The sequence below is a fragment of the Streptomyces sp. NPDC037301 genome (assembly GCF_055602785.1).
In genome coordinates this window covers 1-24,526 of the sequence record NZ_JBVJWD010000073.1, presented here as the reverse complement: position 1 = coordinate 24,526, position 24,526 = coordinate 1, and the positions used below count along the sequence as shown (strand labels likewise).

Genomic DNA, 24,526 nt, shown 5'->3' with positions numbered 1-24,526 from the left:
TCGGGCGACCCCCGGCCCTACTACCCGCCTTAGGATGTGACACAGCTCCTATGGGTGGCATCACATCCACGGCACCGAATCGGCGGTCTCAACGGAGCGGTTCTTGCCGGATCTGCGCCCGCACCGGCCAGCAGCACTACCGGTTGTCAGACGGTTGGGCCGCCACGGTGTCATGGCGGCCCCAGCCTGCTCTTGATGCGCCTGGGCGACGGATCCCCTGGTGCTCGCGGGTAATCCCGGCAATCCGGCCAGGAGATCGGCCGGGTCGACAGGTCCGGGTTCGGTATCACCGGGATGCGCGAGCGGGTCAACCTGCTGCACGGGCGCTTCAGCGCCGGCCCGCGCCCCGGGCGGGGGTCAGGAACTACTCTCGACTAAGTGTCCATGAGTGTCCCTCAGGTGTCACGAGTGTCGTGTGATCTGGTGTATGAACCTGACGGAATGGGCGCGCGCGCAGGGGGTCGCCCCGCGTACTGCGTACCGCTGGTTCCGTGAGGGCACGCTGCCGGTCCCTGCGGAACGAGTGGGGCCGCGCACGATCCTGGTGAACATTGACGCGAACACCTCACCGTCCGTGACCGGTGGCGTGGGCCTGTACGCCCGCGTCTCCTCCCATGACCAGAAGGCCGACCTGGAGCGGCAGACCGCACGCTTGTCGGCATGGGCCGCGAAGGCCGGGCATAAGGTCGTGCGCGTCGAATCCGAGATCGCTTCGGGCATGAACGGCGCCCGCGTCAAGGCCCGTCGCCTGCTGGCCGACCCGGCGGTGACCACCGTAGTGGTGGAGCACAAAGACCGGTTGGGCCGTATGAACGTCGAACTCGTTGAGGCCGCTCTGGCTGCAACCGGCCGTCGACTCGTTGTGCTGGATGACGGCGAGGCCGAAGACGACCTGGTGCGCGACATGGTGGAGGTTCTGACCTCGTTCTGTGCTCGCCTGTACGGCCGCCGCGGTGCGAAGAACCGTGCCAAGAAGGCACTGGAAGCGGCGGCTGCCGATGGCTGACAAGAAGAAGCAGCTCCGTACCATCGGCCCGCCGTTCGTTGCTGTCGGCCCGTCCGGTGTGGCGTTACGCGACCGCCTCAAGCACCTCACGCCAAAGGACGAGAAGGTGTTGCGTCTGGTCGGCGAGCACCAGGGCCGCCTGGCCTCTCTCGATCTCAAGGCCCGTTGCGAAGCCGGGCACAAGCACGACAACGACGCGTGGGCATCCCGGAAGCGTGACCTGACCGAGCAGTCGTCGTCGCGCATCGCGGGTGCGATCACGAAGGCCACGCACGACCAGTACAGCCTGGCCCGACGCTGCCTGCTCGCCCATGTCCACAACCTTGAGGCCGGTATCCGCACGCTGCGACACCGCCTGTCCCTCCAGACCGGGGAGAAAGGCAGCAAGCGGGCGCCGGGCGGGTACCGGTCCAAGGGCGAGTGGTTCCACAAGTCCCGCCGCCTGGCCACCCTGGAACACCGCCTCGACGTGGCCCGCGACGACTGGAAGACCGGACACGTCCGTGTCGTTCGCGGCGGCCGGCGGCTGCTCAGGAACCGGCACAACCTTCAGGCCGCGCAGCTCACCGAGCACGAATGGCGTCAGCGTTGGGAGGCTGAGCGCTGGTTCCTCGCCGCAGACGGCGAGTCCGGTAAACGCTTCGGGAACGAGACGATCCGCGTCACCCCTGACGGCGAAGTGTCGATCAAGATGCCCGCCCCGCTCGCCCACCTGGCCAACAGCAAGCATGGCCGGTACGTTCTTGCCTCCAAGGTCGCGTTCGCGCACCGTGGGGACGAGTGGCGCGACCGCACCGAGGCCAACCGTGCCGTCGCCTACCGCATCCACTACCACGTTGAGCGGGGCCGCTGGTACCTGACCGCGTCGTGGACCAGGCCCGCCGTGCAGACGATGCCGCCGGCCACCGCCCGCGCCAAGGGCATGGTCGGCGTCGACACGAACGCCGACCACTTCGCCGCCTACCGGCTCGACCGGCACGGCAACCCGGTCGGCGACCCGCGCCGCTTCCACTACGACCTGTCCGGCACCGCCGACCACCGCGACGCCCAGATCCGGCACGCCCTCACTTGCCTTCTGCACTGGACCAAGCAGACCGGCGCGCAGGCGATCGGCATCGAAAACCTGGACTTCGCCGCCGAGAAGACCCGCGAGAAGCACGGCCGCAAGAAGCGGTTCCGGCAACTCATCTCCGGTATGCCCACCGGCAAGCTCAAGGCCCGCATCGTCTCCATGGCCGCCGAACACGGCATCGCCATCGTCGCCGTCGACCCGGCATACACCTCGATGTGGGGCGACCAGCACTGGCGCAAGCCCCTGATCAGCAAGACTCGCAGCATGACTCGCCATGACGCCGCCTCGGTGGCCATTGGCAGACGCGCCCTCGGGCACCCGATCCGGCGACGGACGACACCGCCCCAGCATCACCAGAGTGATGGTGCTGGGCATCGGACCGTCCAGGCCGATCACGGTGACCGAGGGCGTGAGGAAACCCGCCGCCCTGTCGCGGAGCGTGCACACGATGCGCGTCGCCGGACAGGGACAACGAGAACGCGGGGGACCAGCGCATCCAAAACCGTTCGGGATGCGCGCAGTTCCGGGACGTGGGTACAAGGCTCACTCCTGGACACTGTTCAGGAACGGTTCCAGGTGACGGCCACCCTGCCACTGACCGAGTCGGCCGGGGCGGAAGCCCGGTGAGCGGCGACGACCGGGGAACGGGCGACGGCGCGCCCGTACGCGTCCTGCTGGTCGACGACCAGCCGCTGGTGCGCTCGGGGCTTCGGGTCCTCATCACCGACAGCCCCGATCTGACGGTCGTCGGCGAGACCGGCCACGGGGCGGAGGCCGTGAAGCTGGCCGAGGAGCTGCACCCAGACGTGGCGGTGATGGACATCCGGATGCCCGGCATGGACGGCATCGAGGCCACCCGCCTGATCACCGACGGCCCCACCGCCACGCGCGTGCTGATCCTCACCGCCTTCGACGAGGACGACTACGTCTACGGCGCGCTGCGCGCCGGCGCCAGCGGCTTCGCGTTGAAGTACATGGCGCTGGAGGAGATCCTGGCGGCGATCCGGGTGGTGGCCGGCGGGGACCCGATGGCCGGGTCCGCCGGGACGGTGGCGGTCGCAAGACCGCCGAGAAGCTTGACCGGCTGCTCGTTCCGGCGTTGCTGGCGCTGGTCGAGCCGGACGAGCGGGGCGATCCGATGTCGCCGCTGCGGTGGACGACCAAGTCGCTGCGGCCTCTGGCCGGGGAGCTGACGCGGCAGGGCCATGCCGCTTCGGCGGCTGGCGACCAGGTACGACAAGCTCGCCGTCCGATTCGAAGCCACCATCACCATCGCCGCCATCGGCGAATGGCTGTGATCAAGATCAACCTTGTTCTCCACGCCAACCGGCGCAGGGCATGACCTCAAATCCCCGGCTGGGGAAGACGGCATCCATGAAGAAGTCGTGCATTGCCGCATCACCGTCGGCGCAACCGTCACGCAGCACGGTCACCTGGTAGCCACGGTCCGCCGCGTCGTAGCACGTCGCAGCCACCATTGCGCTGGTCGCGACTCCGGCGATCGCGAGAGTGCTGACGCCGCTCGCGCGGAGCACAAGGTCAAGATCTGTGCCGGCGAACGCGCTGGCGCGGCGTTTCACCACGACGACGTCCTCGTCGGCGACCGGCAGAGCGATCTCGGTTCCGGTCGATCCCTCATGGAAGGCGTCCCCGGCTTCGTAGAACGTCCTGAAGAGTGCGTTGCCCGGTGGCAAGTCGGCCCCGTTGGCCCGGAAGGCGAAGTGCACGAACACAACGAGGGCACCGGCCGCGCGGGCACGCGGCAGCAGTTCGGTGAGCGGCGGCACGACACGCCTGGCGAACGGGTAGCTACTCGTGATGCCCTGCTGGATGTCGCCGATGATCAGTGCGGTGGTCACGACAGGCTCCCGTCCAGTCTTTCTTTCCAGCGCCCTGCAGTCAGCAAGACAGCCATTCCGACGGCCGTGGTAATAGCGATGGCCAACCGTGCGTAGGTGAAGCTACCAGTCGCGGTCGCGATGGTCCCGGTGAGGCAGGGACCGACGAATCCGTACCGGCGCCCTGCCCCCGTACCCAGTCCAGGACCGGTGTGCTTCAGCTCGGCGAATGACTACGACCAAAATCAACTTCTGAAACAGACCCAAAACCTGCGCGGTGTCTGAGCGTGTCACGTTCCGCGCTCGGCAGTCAGCGTGCGAGGTTGCGCAGCAGTCGCACGTATCGGCCCCAGTGGGCCGGTCGTGCCACCGTTCCGGTGCAGGCGAGTTCTGCGCGGTCCAGGCTGTCCTCCAAGCATGCGTCGCCAGGTCGGCCTCCACCGGCTGAACCGCCTCTTGGCAATGGAGCGGGACACCAACGTCGCCTGACGACTGACCCCATCCCCCTGTGCCTGCATACGGCGCTGCCGAAATGGAGGAGCGGGGCTGTGCATAACTGCCGCGAATGCCAGGCGTTGCGGGCCCGGGCCCGTCGCCCGCCTGCAAACCCCGCCGAGTTCCAGCACACCCCTGGCTGTGATCTTGGCACCGGAGCATCCTGTCCGGGCCCAGTTGGCTGTACTGCGACCGGGCTGCGTCGCGGGTCCATAGCCGCCTGACCGCAGTTGGCTACGGTCCTGTCGGCGGGCACCAGGTCTCGGTCTTCGATGCTCTTACTTCATGGTGTTTGATTGGCTGAGGTGCGGTTGGGGCGTCACCGGTCGGCGGGGCTGCTCACGACTGCGTGTTGCGCTCTTGGCGCCAGGCCCGCTGGTTGCGGGAGACTTGCTCAAGGGCGCTCTTGAGGGCGGTGTAGCGGTCGCGGCCGATAGTTTGGCGGTGGCGGTTCTCCATGTCGGCGAGGATGGCCCGAGCCTTGTCGATCTCGTCGAGTCCGTGCTGGGTGGGGACGATGAGTTTGGCCCGGCGGTCGGTGGGGTCGGGTTCGCGGCTGACGTAACCCAGCGCGGCCAGTTCATCGACGATCGTGCCGACTATCTGTTTGTGCTGCCCGGAACGCGTGGCCAGGTCGGTGGCCCTTATCCCGTCGGGGGTGAGGAAGGCCAGGATCGAGCCGTGGCGCGGGCGCACGTGGGGATGGCCCTGCTCGGCCAGGGTCTCGAAGAGTTCGTCCTGGATGGCGCGCATCAGCTGCCCGGTCAGCATGCCCAAGTCGTCCGTCTTCCGTGCAGTTCCCACGTGCGTCGCGCCTCCGCTTCGAATGTAGTCAGGATCTTTGACTATACGTATCGGTGGGCGGGCCTGCCGCTGTGCTGTCGTTGCTGTCCGGCATTGACCAGTCGGCGGTGGGTTGGTAGGAGAGGAGGACGATATCGAGGGTGATCTCGATGGTGTCGGCGACGCCGGGGATGGGCAGGCCAGGCAGGAGGTGGGGGCGGATGTTGTAGGAGGCCAGGGAGAGCTGGGTGGTGGCCGAGAAGGCGAGGTGCTCGGTTTCGGAGAAGGGGTCCGGGGCGGCGCCCTGCCACACCAGGTTCAGCACCACGGTGTGGGTGATGCCGCGCAGGGCGAGGGTGCCGTGCAGGTGGCCGGTGGTGGCGGTGGCCGCGATGCCGTCCCAGTAGCCGCCGGCTCCCAGTGCCAGATCGAACCGCCCGCCGGACAGCAGGTCCAGGGTCGAGGCGGCCTTGGCGAGCATGGCCGGGGGACGCAGCGGCAAGCTGGCCACGTCCGGGAAGAACCGCAGCCGCTCCGTCTGCCCCGCCAGGGCCCCGGTCAGGCTGAACGTGTCGACCAGGGCCGGCACATACGGGTGGTCCTGCACCCCGACCAGATCCAGGCCGCCCTGCTCGGCGACATCGACCAGCTCGCGATGCAGCCCCAAATCCGTAGTGGGCACGAGAGAGAAACCGAACTACAGGCGTGCGGTCATCACGCGTCCCCCCGCTCCGCCAGCAGCCAGCCGTGCAGCACCCCGGTCAGGACCCGCAGCGTCAGGTAGGTCATGGCGGTACTGAACGCCAGGGCGATCACCGCGGAGCGCCATCGGCAGCCCGCCCAGCCGCGGCAGCAGCACCAACTCGGCTGCCGGCGAGACCGGATACACCGCGGCGGAGGCCAGCACGGCCATCTTCCAGCGCGGAACCTTCGACTCCGGCACACTCATCCCCTCCAAAATAATCAAGACGCCCGACTGTCAAGATTGATGACTGATTCGCGGGCTGCGATCACCCCGGACGGCGGCTGCCCACCCGGGGTCCAAGACTTGGAGACGGCTCTCGTCGGCAGGTTGCGGATACTCGCCCCCTCCCGGCGTCAGCGGCGACGACGCCAGCCGGCTCGGCGGAGTCACCCCTGCTTGCCGTAGAACTGGCGGAGCTGGCCGTTGAGAACACCGAAGTCCATGTCGAGCGCCGCGTACACGTCGCCGGCGAGGGGATGGGCGTTGTCGGCGAGCATTTCCACCGCCACCGAGGAGTAGTCCGTGACGATCACACCGGCCTGCTGCATGCGCAAGATGCCGGTCGTGCGCTTGGTGTCGTTGAAGGTCCCCGAGGCGTCGATGACGCCGTAGACGTCATAGCCATCCGCCGTGGCCGCCAGAGCGGGAAGCGCCAGGCACACCTCGATGGAGATCCCCGCGACGATCAGCTTCTTGCGGCCCGTGGCCGCGACCGCCTCCCGTACCCGCGGATCGTTCCAGGCGTTGACCGTGCTGCGGTCGATGACCTCCAGATCGGATGGCAGGGCCTTGGTCAGCTCCGGGGCCAGCGGACCCCACAGGGAGTCGGCCGCAGTCGTGGTTGCCACGATCGGCACACCCAGCACCTTGGCCGCCTCGGTCAAGCCGACCACATTGTGCTTCAGCTCCCCGACGCTGTAGTCGCGCACCGCCGCGAACAGGCCGACCTGGTGATCCACCAGCAGCAGTGCCGCATTCTCGGGGGTCAACTGCTCGGTAAAGCGGCTGACCTGACGGGCCTCACTGGTCTGACTCATGGCTGCGCTCCCTTACGAGTTGGTTGCCGGCCCGAACCGGCCAGTAGTCACGTTAGTTGATAGTCACGATTCTTGACAAGATTGACACCGCGGCGACGCCCGCCAGATGCCGATTCCGCGAGCTCGCACCGCTGTAGCAGTCGTCACGCGCAACACGATCAGGGCGAGCGCTGCGATCACACCTCAGCGGTGCACCAACGCCGCAGCGGGCGGCCGGAGTTCGGCGTAGCCATCACGGAAGCGCGCCCACAATCCTTGATTGGCCGGTGAGCACGTCAACCGGCCACTCGGTGCTCAGCGACGTCCGAGGGGCCGGGGCGGCCGAACGGGAGGGGTTTGCGGTGTCGGCCTCCTCTGAGGGGCAGCGTCGGCCGACACGGAGTTTCCTTGGAGTAACGACCTACCGTTCATCGCGGGCGACGCGCCATGCAGCGTGTACGCCCCGCGATACGCGGAACTTCTTGGTGAGGCGCCTACGCCGCAAGCGGCCGCTGCACTGGTGGTCACTCACCTTCCCCTGGACTGCGGGCCGGCCGTCGACGGGCCGTGGCCCCCGCCGGGCAGCCGCACCGACTGAGTCGCCTTCCGGCTGCCCCGGACAGGAACGACGTTCACCGCTGAGTCCCGACAGCAGGCCGACAGGCCGGTCAAACTCCCATGGCAATCGGTCAAGATCAGGTGTCAGAGGACATCTCCCACGTTCCGGTCGCGGGCTTTACCGGGCCGCCGCTCGGCGCTTCCCCATCCCGGCCTTGGCGGTCGGGGACGGCCCGGGGGAGGCTGGAGAGAGGCTCAGGAGGTCGTCATGCGCGTCCAGGACATCCAGATCGGCGAGACCTACCAGGTCAAGGTCCCCCAGCGACTGCCGCCGGCTCTCCGCCACCGTATCCCCCGCACCCATGCAGATTTCGCCGCACTCGGATTCCAGCTCTGGCGGCCGAAGGTCAACAAGGACGACGCGCACGGCGTACCGTACGGCACGTTCCCCGGCATCTGCCCCGTGCGAGCCCTTCGCGCATGGCGGCAGTGCCTCATCGACCACGGCTGCCGGCCACCGGCCCGATCTTCATCCACATCGACCGCCACGGCAACATCGGCCACCGGATGTTCCGCAACGGCGAGGAAATCGGCGACCCGTCCGGCCGCATGACCGGCGAGGGCATCGCGGAAATCGTCACCCGCGCCGTCGCCCGCGCTGGCCTCACTGCAAGGCCGAACGATCTGTTGGCTCCCGACCTGCCCGCCCGCTGGACCGGCCACTCCCTACGCCGAGGATTCGCCACCGCCGCCCGCGAGAAGGCCGCCGACACGATCGCAATGTGTCGCGAAGGCGGATGGGTCGAAGGCTCAAAGGCCGCCGCCCACTATTTCGACCAGGCCGGCATCTGAGGAGACCAACCTGCGCTACGGCATCGGCCTGTAGTCGACATCGGCTGCCAACAGAGGGCTGTCAGCCGCAGGACCGCGCGGGTGGTGTGGTCAGCCGAGGAAGGACAGCCGGACTTGGCGTTCGGGGCTTTCCCGGTTGGAGTTAACCAGTACAACGGACTGCGAGGCCCCCAGCTCCAGCTCACCATTGACTACGGGCAGCGTGGCGTGTGGTGGTACCAGTGCCGGGAGCACGTGGTCACTGCCGTGGCCTGGACGACCGTGGCGGGCTCGCCAACGGTCGTCCGCGGGAAGAATTTCGCGGAGGGCTGCCAACAGGTCATCGTCACTGCCCGCGCCGGTCTCGATGATGGCCAGGCCGGATGTCGCGTCGGGTGTGAAAACGTTCAGCAGTCCGTTTCGCCCATGAGCGACCTCCCGGAGGAACGCGGAGCACGCGTTCGTCAGGTCGTGCATGGTCTCAGTGGCGCCGGTTGCAATGTCGATGATGCGGGTGGTGAAGGTGCCGGTCATGCTTCACCGGTACCCATCGCGGAGCAAAAGCACTAAGGGCCGGATGGGTTGTTCCTCCGGGACTCCGCCGGTAGGGGCACGTGCTCCCGTACCTGGACAGGCCCATCGCACCGTCTCATCCGAATACCGCAAGCCGGCCCTGGACTGCGGCTTCCTCGCTCTCCCGGCCCCACACGCATCCCTTGCGGTCAAGTGACCTCGACCGGGCTCTGTGGCGGCAGGTGTCCGTGGCGGATGTCTTCTATGAGGTCGTCGATGAGTGCTTCTTCGTAGGCAGGACGACCGTGGGCGCGCATGGCGGCTTCCAGCGCGGGGGCCCACCAGGTGGCGGGCAGGCGTGCGGACCTGGTCCTCGGACACACCGTCCGGGGGCAGGCATGAGCGGCGGCTCGGTGCCCGGAGTCGGCCTGGCCCGGCTCGCGCTGCACCACGCGCGTGAGGCCGCCAAGGCCCGCGGTGAGTCGGGCACGCGGAAGGCAAAGCGCCGCACCGATACGGCCGTGCGGCGCGACGGGCCCTCCTCGCGCACGAAGGACTCAGCGAAGGACCTGGCGGCGCGCCTGGGCACCTCACGCCGTACGGGTGGACCGCTACCGCGCCGGGAAGCTGACCAAGCCCCAGAAGCAGCTCCAGGCCGCCCTGGTGGAGGCAACCGAATCTGAGTGGCAACCGCAGGTCAGGGCACAGGCGCGCGAGCAGGCAGCCACCTCCAGCGGCATGATGGTGGAGGTGACGGCGTACTTCGGATCCGCTTGCAAGGGCAGCTCGGACGACGGCCGCGAGCGCATTATCACCACGCCGATCTCACCCACCTACGCCGCGAAGATCCTCCAGCTTCGGGAGGATGGTGCGACGGAGGAGGAGCTGCATCCGATCGTCGCGGGGGTCATCACCGAGTCGTATTTCACGGAATGGGGCACCAGCGCCGCTGGCCTGCGTGCGGATTTTACGCACGTCCAGTCAATAGATTTCCGGTTCTGGCACGGTCGAATTTCGGGCCTGCCATAAACCACATTCGGCGGGCCGCTGCACAGCGCTCTGGCGGCGGCCCGCTCCCGAATCCGCACCACGAATACGAGGCCGAAGATGACCACGCCCTGGCCGCCCCGGCGCACCGCGCGCCGACAGCTCGCCCGTCGGTTCGCTGGTTGGCGTGCGCGGAGACGGCGTGAGGTTCCACGTACGGGAACGGAGCAGCCGACTCGTCCCGCGGACGAACGGGAGATCCAGCACCGGTCGCCCGGGCGGCGCCCGCGCTCCCTGGTGAGCGCGCGGAGCGTCGCCGGTCAGGTGTTCCTCCTGCAGCTGGCGGTCGTGGTGCTGCTCGTGGCCGCGACGGTGGTGACGCTGGTGGTCCAGGCCCGGCACCAAGGGACGGAGAAAGCCCGCGACGAGGTGCTTGCCGTCGGCGAGGCGTTCGCGAACTCCCCGGGGATCGTGCAGGCGCTGGACAGCCGCGATCCGAGCGCGGTGCTGCAACCGCTCACCGAGAGGGCCCGAAAGCGGTCCGGCGTCGACGGCATCGTGGTCATCAGCACGGACGGGATCCGGTACACCCACCCTGACCCGCATCGGATCGGGAAACACGTAGTCAAGGGCGACCCCTACCGGAAGGCGGTGAGGGGCACGGCCCTCACGGACTCCGAGGTGACTCCGCTGGGCGTTTCGGTCTTCGCGGAGGTCCCCGTCTTCCGGCCTGACGGCTCGGTCGCCGGCGTCGTGTCCCCCGAGATCAAGGTCAAGAAGGTGAACGAAGCGGTGGCCGGGCAGCTTCCGGTGCTCTTTGGCGCCGCGGGCGGCGCGCTCGCCCTGGTCGCGGGCGGGTCGGCGCTGATTGGCCGACGGCTGCTGCGCCAGACCCGCGGGCTGGGCCCCGCCGAGATGACTCGCATGTACGAGCATCATGACGCGGTGCTGCATGCGGTGCGCGAGGGCGTGCTCATCGTCGGCGGTGACGGGCGGCTGCTGCTGGCCAACGACGAGGCGCGGCGGCTGCTGGAGCTGCCGGCGGACGCGGAGCAGCGCCAGATCACCGAACTCGGCCTGACCCCGGGCGCCGCCGAGCTGCTTTCCTCGGGGCGGATGGCCACCGACGAGGTCCATCTGGCCGGCGACCGGTTGCTGGCCGTCAACGTCCGGCCCGTCGAGCGCTACGGCGGCCCGGCGGGCAGCGTGGCCACGCTGCGCGACACCACCGAACTGCGCACACTCACAGGCCGGGCCGAGGTGGCCCGCGAGCGCCTGCAGTTGCTCTACGACGCGGGCGTGCGGATCGGCACCACGCTGGATGTGGTGCGCACCGCCGAGGAGCTGGCGGAGATGGTCGTCCCGCGGTTCACCGATTTCGTCACTGTGGAGCTGCTGGATCCGGTGCTGCGTGGCGAGGAGCCGGCCGAGGCAAGCACCGAAATGCGCCGCACCGCCGTCAGCGGCGTCCGTGGCGACCCGCCTCTCTACCCCGTGGGGGAGCTGATCCGCTTCGCCTCCACCAACCCCATCGCCGCCGGGACGGCCGGCGGCCACGCTGTGCTGGAGTCGGACCTCGCCGACTCCGACGGCTGGCGGGACCAGGACCCGGAGCGGGCGCGGCGGGTGCTGGAGTACGGAATCCATTCCCTGATCTCGGTGCCGCTGCAGGCCCGCGGGGTGGTGCTGGGGATGGCCAACTTCTGGCGGGCGGACGCCTCCCCTCCCTTCGGGGAGGAGGACCTTTCCCTCTCCGAGGAGCTGGCCAGACGTGCTGCGTTGTGCATCGACAACGCCCGCCGCTACACCCGCGAGCACACCCTGGCGGCCACTCTGCAGCGCAGCCTGCTACCCCGCACCCTGCCCGAGCAGACCGCCGTCGAGGTCGCCCACCGCTACCTGCCCGCCCAGGCCGGGGCGGGCGGCGACTGGTTCGACGTCATCCCCCTGCCCGGCACCCGGGTGGCCCTGGTGGTCGGCGACGTCGTTGGCCACGGCCTGCACGCCGCCGCCACCATGGGTCGGCTGCGCACCGCCGTGCACAACTTCTCCGCCCTGGACCTGGCCCCGGACGAACTCCTGAGCCACCTGGACGAGCTGGTCGCCCACATCGACCACGACGAGGCCGATGGCCAGGGCGTCACGGGGGCCACCTGCCTGTACGCCATCTACGATCCCGTCTCCGGCCGATGCACTGTGGCCCGGTCTGGCCACCCCGGCCCCGCCCTGGTCCACCCCGACGGCACCGTCACCTTCCCGGACGTACCCGTCAGTCCCCCGCTGGGCCTGGGCGGCAGCCTGCCCTTCGAGACAGCCGAACTCACTGTGCCCGAGGGCAGTCAGCTGGTCCTCTACACCGACGGGCTGATCGAGGACCGGGACCGCGACCTCGACACCGGAGTCGAGCAGCTGCGCACGGCCCTGGCCGATGCTGCGGACCGCACCCCGGAGGCCACCTGCCAGACCGTCTTCGCCGCCATGCTCCCCGAGCGCCCCCGCGACGACATCGCCTTGCTGGTGGCCCGGACCCACCTGCTGGACCCGGCCCGGGTCGCGGACTGGGAGGTGCCCTCCGATCCGGCGGCCGTCTCCCGCGTCCGTACCGACGTCATCCGCCAGCTGGAGACCTGGGGCCTGGACCAGGTCGCCTTCACCACCGAGCTGATCGTCAGCGAACTGGTCACCAACGCCATCCGATACGGCACCCAGCCCATCCAACTGCGCCTGCTACACGACCGCAACCACCTGATCTGCGAGGTCACCGACGGCTCCAGCACCTCCCCCCACCTGCGGCAAGCGGCCGCCACGGACGAGGGCGGCCGCGGGCTGTTCCTCGTCGCTCGGTTCGCCCAGCGCTGGGGCACCCGGTACGGCGCCCGCGGCAAGGTCATCTGGACCGAACAATCCCTCAACGACGCCGCAGCCGAACCCGGTGCAGGCCTCGGCGACAACCTGTTGGATCTATGGACTGACACAGAGCTGTGACGGCGGCGTATTCGGTTACAGCGCAACTGCTGGTGCGGTCGCGGATCTGGATCCGGGTCTGCGGCCGGCACTGCTGGCGCTGGTCGAACCTGATGTGCGGGGCGTTCCGACCCGGCGGGGGCCTGGACCACGGCAGGCAGGTAGCAGCTCTTGAGCGCGTACCGGACCGAGACCGTGAAGCGCTCGGCGAACGCCGAGTGCAACTCTCGATAGTTGTCCGCCGCGCGGTCAGGAAGAAAGAGCATCAGCGGGTGTTCACCCGACCACAATTTCGAAACCTGGACTCCGTGAAGCGTCAGATCTCCGTCCTGGTACCCGAGATAGGGCAGAAGCGCGGTGATCCGCTCGATTTCCGCTCTGCTCAATCCGCTCAGACCGATGGCAGGGGATCCATCCGACACGAACTCTCTCCACTCGTCAGGGGCAACTGGAGCAGCATTGGACGATCCCCTCTCCACGGTCAAGAAATCTCCTCCGCCGCGCTCCCGGCGAACGCCCGGCAGCCGAGCCCGGTCGGAGCCGTCGGCCCCTGCTCCATGGCCGAGGGAAAGCCGGAGCCGCTGAAAGGATGGCGGGCACGGGACACCGGCCACCCTCCCGTGGATTCGCCCGCGGTTCACCGGTGCCGAATGCACTCCTCAGCGCTGCGGGCCCACTTTCGGATCGTGGGGTGCTCGGCCGCCACCGTGTCAATCAGGCTGGTGCCGGCGACGGAGTCCTGGACACTCGCGGCCGTGACCAACAAGATCGCATCCATGATGTCGCGCAGGTCGTGCTCGGGTGGCCGGCCGAAGTCCAGGGCCCTGCCGCGGCGCTCGAAGCGCCAGGCGGCAAGGACCGGCTCGATCAACTCCCAGCGAGCATCGGACAGATCACTCGGGTACGGACGTCGCGTAGGCATGCTCCTGGCGTACCGCTCCGCTCCGAGTGCGCCCAGGCGCACGGCAACAGCGACGGAAGCACACCCCGAGGACTGGACATCCTGGGATGAGACAGGAACGGACCGCCTCCCGCCCCTGCCGTCACCCCACCCGGCCAACAGACCTCAACCACACCTGTAGCCCCACCAGCACCACAGTCCCGCACTTCAAGAAACGACGGATACACAGGCATCCAAGGCGAAAACGACCTCTCAGGCCGGACCAGGTGGAAGATCTCGCGCGCCACGTAGCGTTTGAGGCAGCGGACGATTTCACGTCGCGTCTTGCCTTCCGCTGCGCGCCATTCGCAGTAGTCCCGGGTGCGGGGGTCCAACCGGAGACGGGTATGCACGATGCGATGGAGCGCCGCGTTGGCCTGCCGGTCTCCCCCGCGGTTGAGCCGCCAGCATCGTTCCCGCCCTGATGAGTGCTCGATGGGGCTGACCCAGCGCAGCGCCGCGAATGACGCCTCGTTCTGGAGACGTTCCGGGTTGTCCCCGATCGTGATCACCAAGGCGCGTACGCAGGCGGCAGCCAGGTCGAGGGATGGCCGAGCCGTTCAGGGTGGGCGAAGCACAGCACTCTGTACCGTCGAGGACGCCCTTGACCGCGGATATGGCATCCGGGGAATCAAGCTGAAAGGGTGCCCCGGATGGCTGAGACACCCGTTTGCCAGGACTGTTGCCAGATCGTCAGGTCACCGAGGATGGAGCTGTCGAGCCCCACAGCAGTGAGCCCTACGGTGACCGTGCGTGCGACTCCTCCGGTCTGCCGACAGGCCGCGTGGCAGCGGGTGCAACGTCGGGCTGCGACGCAAGTGTCACGCCCAGTCGAGTCCAGGGCCCGGCCTGGATCCGCGCTGTCCAACGACCGCGCACCCCCGGTGTCACGCGGTGGCCGGCTCCGGCACTTCGAGGCATGCGGCGACCCGGCGGGCCATCGCGCCTATCGCTGGACGACCTCTTCTGTTTGCGATATCAGAGCACTCAGGTCAGCGGACTACCACTCCCAAAAAACGATTTGGCGGCTGTTGGTGGGAACAGGCCATGGTTAGCAGGTTATGTCGTTAATTCGTAACGGCGCTGGGCGGGGGGCAACGTGCGGGGCGGCCGGCTCATCTGGATGGTCAGCGAGGCGCACCGGGCGTCTTCGCGAAGGGACGGGGCCCACCAGGTGGGGGGATCCGCGGGAGGGAAGTCCATGACCAGGACGAAGAAGACCGGGGTAAAGACGCGGTGCGGCCGTGTGGCTGTGATCGGTGCGCTGGGTCTGGCCTCAGTGGCTCTGGCCACCGGGCCGGCGTTCGCCAAGGGCGGCGTGGACATCACGGCGCCGCGCACGGCGCATGTCGGCAAGACCATCACGGTCAAGGCGCACGGCGGCGATGACAGCGCCGGCTACCTGCATCAGCTGTGCCTGGAGGAGAAGGGCTTCGGCGAAGGGTGGCACCAGGAGAATTGCAGCGCCGCGGTCGAGGGCGACGCGCGGGTCACTGCACACGGCACGTCCGCACGCCGCGGCAACCTGGAATTCCGTGCGGTGCTGTACGGCCTGACCAGCCCGCATGACCAGAATCCCGTGCGCTTGCAAGCCTCTGACGTGGTGACGGTGCACGTCCGCTGAACCAGCGGCGCGGCCGTGGACAGCCGGCACGACCACTGCCCACGGCCGTGCACCGAATCGCTTCTCGGGAGAGCGCCCCGGCATCGTGCAGGGTGGTCACGAGGACGCGGCCGACCGCCTCCAGGGCGAAGAGCAGCGAGCCGTCCGGGTTCGCGCTCAGCCCGGCGAGCAGCCCGCGGTCGATGCCGCCGGTGATCCCGCCTCGAAGCCGATGCCGCAATCGGACAGCAAGGCTTACCGTCCGCCCCGGGCGCGCAGAGGATGACCGACAAGTGAAGGGAATGGACCTGACCGATCAGCGCCGGTGGCCGAAAGGCCACCAGCCCCGACGCGTGCGGCGGCGGGGCTGGGCAGTCGGCCGTGGCGGTACCGAGGGCCGCGGCGGCAGGGGCGGGTGTACCGGGTGCGGGCTCATTCGGGATGGCCGAACCGGGCGGGGACGCCAGCATCGTCGGATCGGGGGAGGCCGCAGCCGCCGGCGGTTCCGTTGTCGGCGGTGAAGCGATTGATGGCGGTACGGCGGACTCAGGCGGCCGGCTGGGTCGCGGCCTGGAGGAGAGACCGGCAGCCCGTCCGGGTACGGGCCTGCGTGTGGCTGCCGCCGCGCGGGCCTGGCGGAGTGCGCGCTGGGCGAGGGAGAGCGGCGGCGGGCAAGCGGGCTGCTGCTTCGGCCGGTGGCCTCGTCGTAGTCCAGTGAGCGAGCTGCCGGTGTTCTTCGGCGAACATCTGAAGCTCGGGCCTGCCCCTGGAGGGTGTCCAGATCTTCCAGGCGCCGACGGCCAGGACAAAGGTTCCGACCGCGAGCGGGCTGAGGAGGCTGGCGTGTTCGGACCGGATGCGTACGGTGGAACCGTGCCTGTCAGCGAGCCGGAGGACTGACCGGACATTGCTGTCCTGCTCGGCAGCGGCAACACGGCCGTAGACGGCTACCGGGTGCCTGGGCTTCGACCCGCTGGTCAGACGCGCGTACAGCCGGGCCTGATCGCCGGACGTGGGGCCGTGGCAGAACTCGCCCCAACCCGCCGCCTTGGTCTCTCCGGGGCGGCGCAACCCGGAGTACACAACCTCCTGCAACACGGCCACTGCGGCCGCCGGCGCCTTCAGCCTCGCGGTCCTCACCTACCGCTACCTGTGCGCGGACACTCCCCGCCACGGGCACGCCCGTCTGCAGACCGCACCTCTCGGGTGGTTTCGGCCGTCGGGCGAAGCGTTCGGGGTGGCGTTTGTTGTGCGACATCCCGCGAGTTCCCCTGAGCCCTGCTGAGTCCCCAGCCTCGTGGCCAGGGGGTTCTTCCTCCTTCGTGTGCTCTGCGGGCTTGTGACGTAACTTCGGGATTCTTGAAGCGTTCTCATCTCGTACGACCGATTCGCAGTCGGGTCGAAGGTGAGGAGGCTCGGGTTGGCGGCGCTGGCAGTCGTACGGGACCTGCGTGAGCACGGGGCGCCCGCGTCGGCGGAGGAGCTGGAGCGGTTCGAGACCGACGTGCTGTCCGGGTTCGTCCTGGCACGGGCCTCAGCAGGGCTGGCGGACGGCACCATCCGCGGGGACGTCGGTCATCTGGATCAGATCAGGACCTGGTTCGGCCGGCCCTTGTGGGACATGGAGCCCACCGACGCGGACGTGTACTTCGGGAAGGTGCTGCGACACTCGCCCAGCGGCACCCGGCTGGGCCGGTCGCAGGCGCTGAGCACGTACTTCATGTTCCTGGAGCTGCGGCACAAGGTCGAAATCCACCGGATGACTGGCCGCGTGGTCGAGTGCCCGATCGACGAGATGAACCGGCCGCGCGGGCCAAGGACGCTCAGCTGCGGATCCCGCCGAGTGAGCCGGAGATCGGGACATTGTTCACGGGCTGGGGTGGCGAGCTGGCGACCTGTCGGAAGTTCGCCCCGACCGCCCGGAACTACACCGCCTCGAAGCTGATGTCCCAGGTCGGCCTGCGGGTGAGCGAGGCATGTGGGCTCGACTTGGACGACATCAAGTGGGACCTGGGCCGCTTCGGCAAGCTCCACGTTCGCCACGGCAAGGGCGCCCGCGGCTCGGGGCCGCGCGAGCGGATGGTGCCGCTGATCAACGGTGCCGACCGGACGGTGCGTGGTTCATCGAGGACGTGTGGGGTCAGTTCGACGACGATCACACTCGCCCTGGTGCCCCGCTGTTTCCCTCCGAGCGCAAGAACACCGACGGCTCCGCCCGCCGGGTCGGCGACGACGCCCTGCGAAACGGCCTCGACAGTGCGGTCGAGGGTCATCTGCCGAGCTGGACAGACAAGTTGACACCGCACGTCCTGCGGCATTTCTGCGCGTCCCAACTCTACGGAAACGGGCTGGACTTGCTCGCAATCCAGGAGGTTCTCGGACATTCCTGGATCGCCACCACCATGCGGTATGTCCACGTGCAGCAGACCCGGGTCGAGGACGCCTGGGTCGCCGGGATGGAAAGGGCCGCGAAGCGGCTGGAAGGACTGGCCCGATGAGGTGGAACCTGCGGCTGACCGCCGCGAACAAGGGTATCTGGAAGGCGTCCGAGCTCCAACGGAGCCTGGCCGAGCACGGCCTGGTGATCTCGGCCGGGAAGATGTCCGGACTGTGGTCCGGCCAGCCGGTCTCCCTCAAGCTGGAGGACCTGGACGTCATCTGCGTCGTGCTCAGCTGCGAGATCGGCGACCTGCTGATCCCCGAACCGGACAAGGGGGTCCGCCGTCCCAGCGAGGAGACCGGCCAGCAGGCCGCCACCGCGTCCGGTCCGGCCCCGGCAGTGGTGCCGCGACGGCGGGACGGCCGGTCCCTGCCGCCGATGTGACGCAGTGAGTCCACGCAAGGGATACCGCAAGCCCGCGGCCAGCTGCGACGGCTGCCTGGCCTGGGGCATGTTCACCGGCAGGCTCTGCCCGGCGTGCTGGCAGTTCGCTCGCCAGCACGCCGTCGGCGAGTGCGGGGCCTGCCGCCGACGGCAGCCGCTGAAGTCCGGCTACTGCCGGCTGTGCTGGTGCCAGGCCCGTCGGAACATCTGCATAGCCACCAGCAAGCCGACCTCAGCCGGGCACCTGATGGCACCCTGGCTTCGTCAGGTCGGTGCCCTTCAGCTCTTCTTCGTAGGCATGCACCACCATCGCGGCGCCTCCACCACACCACGCCCCCGCGGCCAGGGCCGACGGGGACGCCCTCGCAAACCACCACCTCCCGCTGTCGTCCGGCCGGTCAGTCGCTGGTGGCAGCCGGTGCTGTTCGACGGCATCCCCCGCGACTACCACCGCTTTGACCATGGCGTGCACGCGAATCCCGGCAGCCCCTGGCTGGCTTGGGGCCGCTACCTCGCGCACGGCCTGGCCGAGGGCCGCGGCTGGGGCCGCCGCGTCCGTCTCGACGTGGACCGGGCCCTGGTCGTGCTGCTGTCCCAGCACACCGAGGGCGAGACCATCCGCTACTCGGAGATCATCGCGCCGCTGCGGGCCTTGGACAGCAGCATCGAGCGAACCGTCGAGGTCCTGGAGGCGATGAGCATCTTGGTCGACGACCGCAGGCCGTCCTACGAGGACTGGCTGGAGAAGAAGCTCGACGGCCTGGCTCCGGGATTCGTCGGGAGGCCGAGCGCTGGAACCGCACTTTGCGTGACGGCGGACCCCGCACCCGCCCCCGCGACCAGGCCACCGTCTGGGCCTACCTCAACGCCGTACGCCCCGCGCTGCTGGAATGGTCCGCGGGCTACGACCACCTGCGCGAGGTAATCCGCGACGACGTCCTCGCCCACGTCAAGACCCTCCACGGCCACGAGCGGCGCCAGGCCCTCGTCGCCCTGCGGTCGCTGTTCGGCTGGGCGAAGAGGAACGGCATCGTCTTCCGCAACCCGACCGCCCGCATCAAGGTCGGCGCGTTCGAGTACGCCGTCCTGCAGCCCCTGCTGCCCCAGCAGGTGAACCGCTCCGTCGAGGCCGTCAGCAGTCCGGCCGCCCGCCTCGCCCTTGTACTCGCGGCCGTCCACGCCGCCCGGGCCGGAGCCATCCGCGCTCTCCAGTTGGACGACCTGGACCTCGGCAACCGCCGGCTCACCATCGCCGGACGCACCCGCCCCATGGACGACCTCACCCACCAGATGCTGCTGTCCTGGCTGGACTACCGGCGCCGGCGCTGGCCGAACACCGCCAACCCCCACCTGCTCATCAACCAGATGACCGCGCTGGAGACCGGCCCGGTCAGCGGCTGGTGGATCAAGCACGAACTCCACGGCCAGGACGCCACCCTGGAACGGCTCCGCGTCGACCGCCAGCTCGAAGAAGCCCTCGTCCCCGGCCCCGACCCGCTCCACCTCGCCGAGGTCTTCGGCCTGGACGAGAAGACCGCGATCCGCTACGCGAACTCCGCTCGCGCTCTCCTGGAACGCCCCCTCGAAACCGACCCCGCGACTTCACCACGAACCCACAGGTCCCCCTAACATCAACGCCTGCGTTGAACTCCAGCAGCTGCCGCGGACTCAGCCCCGCGCCTCGCGGAACCGCTTCACCACCGCGCCCGCGCCCACCGCCAGGCCCCCCACCACCGCCACGGTGTAGAAGGAGTCCGGAGTCTGCCAGTCACCGTTGACGTCGGACAGGAAGGCCGGGTTGAACAGCTCCTGCTGATGCAGGACCCACGCCAGCGGCAGCGTGAAGGCTGCCTGGGCGCCGGCGCTCCAGACTGCCAGCGAACGCGTCCACACCCGCACCGCCCGGATCGCGTCGAGCGTCGTTAGGCCGACGAGCCCGGCCAAGATCGGCCAGATCCAGCCCGACCACAGGCCGGGGTTGAGCACGTCGAGGCGTGTGCCGCCATCGGTCTGGTACGGCTGCGCGGTGTGCTGCCAGACGATCAGGGCGATCAGCAGCGCGTGCCACGCCACCCCGGCGTAGGCCGCCGCGCCGCGCTCCTTCGGCACGCGGCGGTCGGGCAGGTCGTCGGGCGTCCAGGCCCCGCCGACCGTGCCGGCCCGCTTGCCGGACCGCTCGATCAGGGCGAACACCACGGTGAGCCAGGCGATCATCTGGGCGCCGAGGGAGAGCACCGCCCCCACGGCCCCGCCGATCACCTCGCCGGCCCCCTGGCCGTCCAGGACGTCGAGCACCGCGGTCACGGCGGTGACGACCGGCAGCACGGTAGACAGCAGGACCGTGAGGAGTCGTACGTACGTCGGGTAGAGCGCGGGCCCGATCAGTGCGAGCGGCCGGTCCGCGTACCGGGCGGCGAGCCGGATCGGGTCGCCCATCTCGGTGAGCACCTCGCGCTCGGCGGTCTCCGGTCCGGCCGGGCTACGGGCCTCGACGGTGTCGGCGATCGTGGCGCGCAGCTCGTCGGCCACGTCGCCGCGCTGGTCGGCCGGGATGCGCCGGACGACCTCCGCCACGTAACGGTCGGTCAGCGTGCCGGTGTCGGACGCATGCAACTTACTCAACGGTCCCCCTTGGTCAGTCGTGATATCGCGGCGCCGAGGTCCTGCCACTCGCGCAGCAGTCCGGTGCGGACCCGAGCGCCCTCGGGGCCGATCCGGTAGAACTTGCGCGGTCTGGACTCTTCGGTGTTCCACTCACTGATGAGCAACCCCTGTTTCTCCAGGCGGCGCAGCAGCGGATAGAGGGTGTTGCCGTCGACGGCGATCCCAGCGTCGCCGAGCGTTTCCAGGAGCGCGTAGCCGTACTGCGGCTCCTCCAGGAGCGCCAGGCAGGCCAGGACGACCGTGCCGCGGCGTAGCTCCTGGGCCTGACTGAGGATCAGTTCATCGGTGCCCACACAGGACACAATACTGTGTGCCACACACTAATGTCTCTCCGCAGAGTTGAGAGGTGCCGGAGATCGACCCCACGACTTCACCACGAACCCACCCCCTAACATCAGGGCATCGGACCCTCGGGTTCCCGCTGAGAACCCTTCAGTTTTCGCGAACCCGCGGGGATCAAGGGGTCCCAGTAGTTCTCGCGGAGAAAACAACGCTAAGCCGTGCGGCAGCCTCTGATCTGGGCTGATGCTCGGGGAAACGGCGTGGTGATCACGGGCGGGTCGGTAGCGTCGCCGTCATGTTGAGTGCCGACGAGCCGCCGCTGAACGACCTGAGTGACGAGCAGATCCAAAAGCTCCTGGGCGAGATCGCCCCGAAGGTAAAGGAGCTGATGGAGGGGGTCACCCTCGCGATCGACTACTACAAGGAAGGCGGCTATGACCGGGAGACGTGGAATCGGCTCTGCGACGGGCTCGCGCACGAGGCGATGAACCTGATGATGGCGCTGTCCGCTCCGGCGCACCCGTACCTGGCCCGGGACTGCGAGCGGGCCGTACGGGAGGCCGCGGGCATCACGCCGCGCGAGGGCGGGATGCGCGAGGCGCTCCAGCAGCAGGTCGCCAAGGGGCTGCTGATGTCCGTGCTCACCGTCGGCCGGCAGACCATGGTCGGGCCCGAGGAATGGCCGGACGGGCTCCCGGCCGCGGTGCTCGGCGCGGTACGCAGCTCGAAGCAGATCAACGCCGACCCGACCATGGCGAACCTGCGCGATTGAGCTCCGCCCTGAGCGCGGGCGCCGCAGAGTAGTGCAACCCCCGTCCTGCTGAGCCCAGTTCGGGGGTTTACGTCTGCCCGTACCGTCCGGCGGAGTACCGCTGGTGCTCGTCTGTGCTGACGCGAGTGGGGCGGGAGGGGCCGATGGCCACGCGGGTGTTCACGGATGAGGAGCTGGAGGGCTTGCGGTCCTTCCCGGCGATCGGGCGGGACGAGCTGATCCGCTACTTCACTCTCCCCCCGGCCGACGAGGCGTTCCTGCGGAAGTTCCGCCGGCCCCAGAACGTGCTCGGCGCCGCCGTGCAGTTGTCCACCCTGCCCTGGCTGGGCTTCGTCCCCGATGACGTGCCCGCCGCGCCGCCCGCGGCGGTCGGCCGCCTGGCCCGCCAGCTGGGGCTCACCGCCAGCGATCTGGCGGGCTACGGCGAGCGGGAGCAGACCCGTACCGACCACCTGAAAGAGATCGCCGAGTATCTGGGCTGGAAGCAGCCGAAGGCCATCGAGCACAAGGAATTGGACGAGTTCCTGCTGGCCCGCGCCATGGAGCACGACTCTCCGTCGCTGTTGTTCCGCCTGGGCTGCGAGTACCTGCGCTCGTCGAAGGTGATCCGGCCCGGTGTGGTGGTGCTGCTGGAGAAGGTCGCGAGTGCCCGTACGGCTGCCGAGCAGGAGACCCACGCCCGGGTGGCGCACCTGCTGACTGGCGAGCGTGCCCACGGCCTGGACAACCTGCTGGTCGTTGATCCGGTGCTGCGGTCCTCCCGGTTGCACTGGCTGGGGACCGGGCCGGTGCAGGCGTCGCCCACCAGTGTGGGCGGCGAGGTGGAGAAGCTGTTGTTCCTGCGCGGCTTGGACGCGCACGCCCTCGACCTGTCCGCGCTGCCCGCCGAGCGCCGCCGCCACCTCGCCCAGGTCGGCCGCCGCGCCTCACCGCGCAGGCCCTTGAGTGCAGGGAGGCGAATCGGCGCCACCCGATCCTGCTCACGCTGCTGGCCCAGTCCGCCGTCGACGTACTGGACTCGGCCGTGCAGCTCTTCGACCAGACCCTGTCGAGTTCGGAATCGAGGGCGCGGATCAAGCTGCGCGACGAACTCGCCGAGCGGGCCAAGCTGTCGGAGGACCGGCTCACCCGGCTGGACGAGATCTTGCCCGTGCTCGCCGATGCCGGTATCCCGGACGAGACGGTGGGGACGCTGCTGCGCGGCAAGATCGGCATGTCCCGGCTGATCGCCGCCAACGCCGGGGCCACCGCGCGGCTCCCGCGCGACCACGGCCACCTGCGGCTGCTGGAGGGCTCCTACACCTACATCCGCCAGTTCGCCCCGAAGGTGCTCAAGGCGGTGCGGTTCAAGGGCGGCACCGAGGCACAGCCGCTGATCGAGGCCCTGGAGATCCTGAGGGAGCTGAACGCCACCGGCGCCCGCACCGTCCCGGACAAGGCGCCCACGCTGTTCGTGCCGATTCGCCGGCAGGGCTACCTGGACGAGGCCGCGGCCAAGGGGGATGCGACCGCGTACCGGCACTACTGGGAGCTGTGCACGCTGCTCGCGCTGCGCGACGGCCTGCGCTCGGGGGATGTGTACGTGCCGGGCTCGCGCCGCTACGACAACCCTGAGACCTACCTGTTCAAGCCCGCCCGATGGGAGACGCACCGGGCCGAGTTCTGCCGCCTGGTCGGCAAGAGCCCCGACGCCTCTGAGGCGCTGCCGCTGGTGATGGACGAGCTGGACGAGGCCCTGGCCGACCTGGAGGACACCCTCAAGAGCGGGGACGGGCCGGTCCGCCTCAACGACGCGGGCGAGCTGGTGATCTCGCCGCTCACGGCGGAGGACATTCCGTCCGAGGCCGAGGAGCTGCACGGCGAGCTGGAGCGGATGCTGCCGAACGTGCCGATCGCCTCGCTGCTGGTGGAGATGGACCGGCACACCGGCTTTTTGGACTGCTTCACCCACGCCGGCGGCAAGCAGGCCCGCTCGCCGCAGCTGAAAAGGAATCTGATCGCCTGTCTGATCGGGCTGTCCACGAACATGGGGCTGCACGGGATGGCCTCCTCCTGCGGCATTCCGTACGACGTGCTGGCGTGGACGGCGGAGTGGTACATCCGCGAGGACACGCTGCGCGAGGCGAACATCTGCCTGGTCAACTACCACCAGCTGCCCATGACCGCGATGTTCGGCTCAGGCACCCTGTCGTCCTCGGACGGGCAGCGGTTCCCCACCCGCGGCAAGTCGATCACCGCCCGGCAGTTGAACAAGTACTTCGTCAACGAGGGGATCTCCACCTACACGCACGTCTCCGACCAGCACTCCACCTTCGGCACCAAGGTCATCGTCGCCACCCACCGCGAGGCCCACTACGTCCTGGACGAGATCCTCGGCAACGCCACCGACCTGCCGATCACCGAACACGCCACCGACACGCACGGGGTGACCCTGGTCAACTTCGGGCTCTTCGACCTGGTCGGCAAGCAGCTCTCGCCCCGCATCCGCGACCTGCGCAAAATCACCCTGTATCGGATGGGTGCCAAGGCCGACTACGAGGGGTGTGTCAATTTAACGGCTGATCTTGGTTGTTGAGTTGGTCAGTGGTCGGTGGGAGTCAGGCGGCCCTCGAAGGCGACCTGGAAAGCGTTCA

General features: G+C 69.0%; 22 protein-coding genes and 6 pseudogenes. 16 read left to right on the top strand and 12 right to left on the bottom strand.

The features are described 5' to 3' along the window. The first annotated feature begins 427 nt into the window (after positions 1-427). The 4 genes and pseudogenes from ACZ7IB_RS45035 to ACZ7IB_RS45020 all read left to right on the top strand — a co-directional run. A complete protein-coding gene (locus ACZ7IB_RS45035; protein ID WP_470920862.1) occupies positions 428-1,006 on the top strand; it encodes an IS607 family transposase in 579 nt (192 codons plus the stop codon). Then, complete coding sequence (locus ACZ7IB_RS45030) at positions 999-2,705, top strand: IS200/IS605 family accessory protein TnpB-related protein (protein WP_470920860.1); 1,707 nt, start codon at positions 999-1,001, stop codon at positions 2,703-2,705. The genes ACZ7IB_RS45035 and ACZ7IB_RS45030 overlap by 8 nt, the downstream gene beginning before the upstream one ends. Next, positions 2,702-3,127, top strand: a pseudogene (locus ACZ7IB_RS45025) (response regulator); the annotation flags it as partial. The gene ACZ7IB_RS45030 and the pseudogene ACZ7IB_RS45025, both read left to right, overlap by 4 nt. Then, positions 3,103-3,297, top strand: a pseudogene (locus ACZ7IB_RS45020) (ISAzo13-like element transposase-related protein); the annotation flags it as partial. The pseudogenes ACZ7IB_RS45025 and ACZ7IB_RS45020, both read left to right, overlap by 25 nt. Positions 3,298-3,382: 85 nt before the next feature. On the opposite strand, the gene ACZ7IB_RS45015 reads toward ACZ7IB_RS45020, so the two are convergent. From ACZ7IB_RS45015 to ACZ7IB_RS44995, 5 genes and pseudogenes are all read right to left on the bottom strand, one after another. Continuing rightward, entirely contained in the window at positions 3,383-3,937 is a 555-nt protein-coding gene (locus tag ACZ7IB_RS45015; RefSeq protein ID WP_470920858.1) for a cysteine hydrolase family protein, read from the bottom strand. A 289-nt stretch (positions 3,938-4,226) separates the two neighbouring features. After that, positions 4,227-4,340: pseudogene (locus ACZ7IB_RS45010) on the bottom strand (SRPBCC family protein); the annotation flags it as partial. A 410-nt stretch (positions 4,341-4,750) separates the two neighbouring features. Continuing rightward, positions 4,751-5,215: a MarR family winged helix-turn-helix transcriptional regulator gene (locus ACZ7IB_RS45005; protein WP_470920856.1), complete on the bottom strand. Its 465-nt coding sequence runs from the start codon at positions 5,213-5,215 to the stop codon at positions 4,751-4,753. 28 nt (positions 5,216-5,243) lie between these two features. Continuing rightward, positions 5,244-5,876, bottom strand: a complete 633-nt coding sequence (locus ACZ7IB_RS45000; protein ID WP_470920855.1) for an LLM class flavin-dependent oxidoreductase — start codon at positions 5,874-5,876, stop codon at positions 5,244-5,246. 449 nt (positions 5,877-6,325) lie between these two features. Further along, entirely contained in the window at positions 6,326-6,976 is a 651-nt protein-coding gene (locus ACZ7IB_RS44995) for an isochorismatase family protein (RefSeq protein WP_470920853.1), read from the bottom strand. Positions 6,977-7,355: 379 nt separating this feature from the next. Here ACZ7IB_RS44995 and ACZ7IB_RS44990 point away from each other — a divergent pair. Both ACZ7IB_RS44990 and ACZ7IB_RS44985 read left to right on the top strand, forming a co-directional pair. Next, positions 7,356-7,553 (top strand): annotated as a pseudogene (locus ACZ7IB_RS44990) (DUF6193 family natural product biosynthesis protein); the annotation flags it as partial. Positions 7,554-7,993: 440 nt separating this feature from the next. Further along, a complete protein-coding gene (locus tag ACZ7IB_RS44985; protein ID WP_470920851.1) occupies positions 7,994-8,365 on the top strand; it encodes a site-specific integrase in 372 nt (123 codons plus the stop codon). Between the two features lie 90 nt (positions 8,366-8,455). Here ACZ7IB_RS44985 and ACZ7IB_RS44980 read toward each other — a convergent pair whose 3' ends face one another. After that, entirely contained in the window at positions 8,456-8,878 is a 423-nt protein-coding gene (locus ACZ7IB_RS44980; protein ID WP_470920850.1) for a YjbQ family protein, read from the bottom strand. A 188-nt stretch (positions 8,879-9,066) separates the two neighbouring features. Then, positions 9,067-9,309, bottom strand: coding sequence for a hypothetical protein (locus ACZ7IB_RS44975; RefSeq protein ID WP_470920849.1), 243 nt, complete (start codon positions 9,307-9,309; stop codon positions 9,067-9,069). A 151-nt stretch (positions 9,310-9,460) separates the two neighbouring features. On the opposite strand from ACZ7IB_RS44975, the gene tpg reads away from it, so the two are divergent. Further along, positions 9,461-9,886: a telomere-protecting terminal protein Tpg gene (gene tpg, locus ACZ7IB_RS44970; protein ID WP_470920847.1), complete on the top strand. Its 426-nt coding sequence runs from the start codon at positions 9,461-9,463 to the stop codon at positions 9,884-9,886. A 252-nt stretch (positions 9,887-10,138) separates the two neighbouring features. After that, the gene (locus tag ACZ7IB_RS44965) at positions 10,139-12,829 is read left to right on the top strand and encodes a SpoIIE family protein phosphatase (RefSeq protein WP_470920865.1); all 2,691 of its coding nucleotides are present in this window, start codon (positions 10,139-10,141) and stop codon (positions 12,827-12,829) included. A 721-nt stretch (positions 12,830-13,550) separates the two neighbouring features. Here ACZ7IB_RS44965 and ACZ7IB_RS44960 read toward each other — a convergent pair. Both ACZ7IB_RS44960 and ACZ7IB_RS44955 read right to left on the bottom strand, forming a co-directional pair. Next, positions 13,551-13,730 (bottom strand): annotated as a pseudogene (locus tag ACZ7IB_RS44960) (transposase); the annotation flags it as partial. A gap of 230 nt (positions 13,731-13,960) precedes the next feature. Further along, positions 13,961-14,263: pseudogene (locus tag ACZ7IB_RS44955) on the bottom strand (transposase); the annotation flags it as partial. A gap of 686 nt (positions 14,264-14,949) precedes the next feature. Between ACZ7IB_RS44955 and ACZ7IB_RS44950 the strand changes: the two are divergent. After that, complete coding sequence (locus ACZ7IB_RS44950) at positions 14,950-15,372, top strand: hypothetical protein (protein WP_470920846.1); 423 nt, start codon at positions 14,950-14,952, stop codon at positions 15,370-15,372. A 525-nt stretch (positions 15,373-15,897) separates the two neighbouring features. On the opposite strand, the gene ACZ7IB_RS44945 is transcribed toward ACZ7IB_RS44950, so the two are convergent. After that, a complete protein-coding gene (locus ACZ7IB_RS44945) occupies positions 15,898-16,491 on the bottom strand; it encodes a hypothetical protein (protein ID WP_470920845.1) in 594 nt (197 codons plus the stop codon). 280 nt (positions 16,492-16,771) lie between these two features. Between ACZ7IB_RS44945 and ACZ7IB_RS44940 the strand changes: the two genes are divergently transcribed. From ACZ7IB_RS44940 to ACZ7IB_RS44925, 4 genes are all read left to right on the top strand, one after another. Then, positions 16,772-17,296: a hypothetical protein gene (locus ACZ7IB_RS44940; RefSeq protein ID WP_470920843.1), complete on the top strand. Its 525-nt coding sequence runs from the start codon at positions 16,772-16,774 to the stop codon at positions 17,294-17,296. A gap of 187 nt (positions 17,297-17,483) precedes the next feature. Continuing rightward, positions 17,484-17,849 carry a tyrosine-type recombinase/integrase gene (locus tag ACZ7IB_RS44935; protein WP_470920841.1) on the top strand — a complete coding sequence of 122 codons (366 nt, stop codon included), beginning with the start codon at positions 17,484-17,486 and terminating at the stop codon, positions 17,847-17,849. Then, the gene (locus tag ACZ7IB_RS44930) at positions 17,846-18,175 is read left to right on the top strand and encodes a helix-turn-helix domain-containing protein (RefSeq protein WP_470920839.1); all 330 of its coding nucleotides are present in this window, start codon (positions 17,846-17,848) and stop codon (positions 18,173-18,175) included. Before ACZ7IB_RS44935 ends, ACZ7IB_RS44930 begins: the two co-directional genes overlap by 4 nt. A 4-nt stretch (positions 18,176-18,179) precedes the next feature. Further along, the gene (locus tag ACZ7IB_RS44925) at positions 18,180-19,100 is read left to right on the top strand and encodes a hypothetical protein (RefSeq protein ID WP_470920837.1); all 921 of its coding nucleotides are present in this window, start codon (positions 18,180-18,182) and stop codon (positions 19,098-19,100) included. 743 nt (positions 19,101-19,843) lie between these two features. Here ACZ7IB_RS44925 and ACZ7IB_RS44920 read toward each other — a convergent pair. Both ACZ7IB_RS44920 and ACZ7IB_RS44915 read right to left on the bottom strand, forming a co-directional pair. Next, positions 19,844-20,797: an HAAS signaling domain-containing protein gene (locus tag ACZ7IB_RS44920; RefSeq protein WP_470920835.1), complete on the bottom strand. Its 954-nt coding sequence runs from the start codon at positions 20,795-20,797 to the stop codon at positions 19,844-19,846. Continuing rightward, positions 20,794-21,132 (bottom strand): PadR family transcriptional regulator, encoded by a 339-nt coding sequence (locus tag ACZ7IB_RS44915; RefSeq protein ID WP_470920834.1) that lies wholly within the window; start codon positions 21,130-21,132, stop codon positions 20,794-20,796. The genes ACZ7IB_RS44920 and ACZ7IB_RS44915 overlap by 4 nt, the downstream gene beginning before the upstream one ends. A gap of 284 nt (positions 21,133-21,416) precedes the next feature. On the opposite strand from ACZ7IB_RS44915, the gene ACZ7IB_RS44910 reads away from it, so the two are divergent. The 3 genes from ACZ7IB_RS44910 (at position 21,417) to ACZ7IB_RS44900 (ending at position 24,468) form a co-directional block, all read left to right on the top strand. Next, on the top strand, positions 21,417-21,893 hold the full coding sequence (locus tag ACZ7IB_RS44910; protein WP_470920832.1) for a hypothetical protein: 477 nt from the start codon (positions 21,417-21,419) through the stop codon (positions 21,891-21,893). A 143-nt stretch (positions 21,894-22,036) separates the two neighbouring features. Continuing rightward, a complete protein-coding gene (locus ACZ7IB_RS44905; RefSeq protein ID WP_470920831.1) occupies positions 22,037-23,119 on the top strand; it encodes a DUF4158 domain-containing protein in 1,083 nt (360 codons plus the stop codon). Continuing rightward, positions 23,107-24,468, top strand: coding sequence for a Tn3 family transposase (locus tag ACZ7IB_RS44900; RefSeq protein ID WP_470920864.1), 1,362 nt, complete (start codon positions 23,107-23,109; stop codon positions 24,466-24,468). Before ACZ7IB_RS44905 ends, ACZ7IB_RS44900 begins: the two co-directional genes overlap by 13 nt. Positions 24,469-24,526 lie beyond the last annotated feature (58 nt).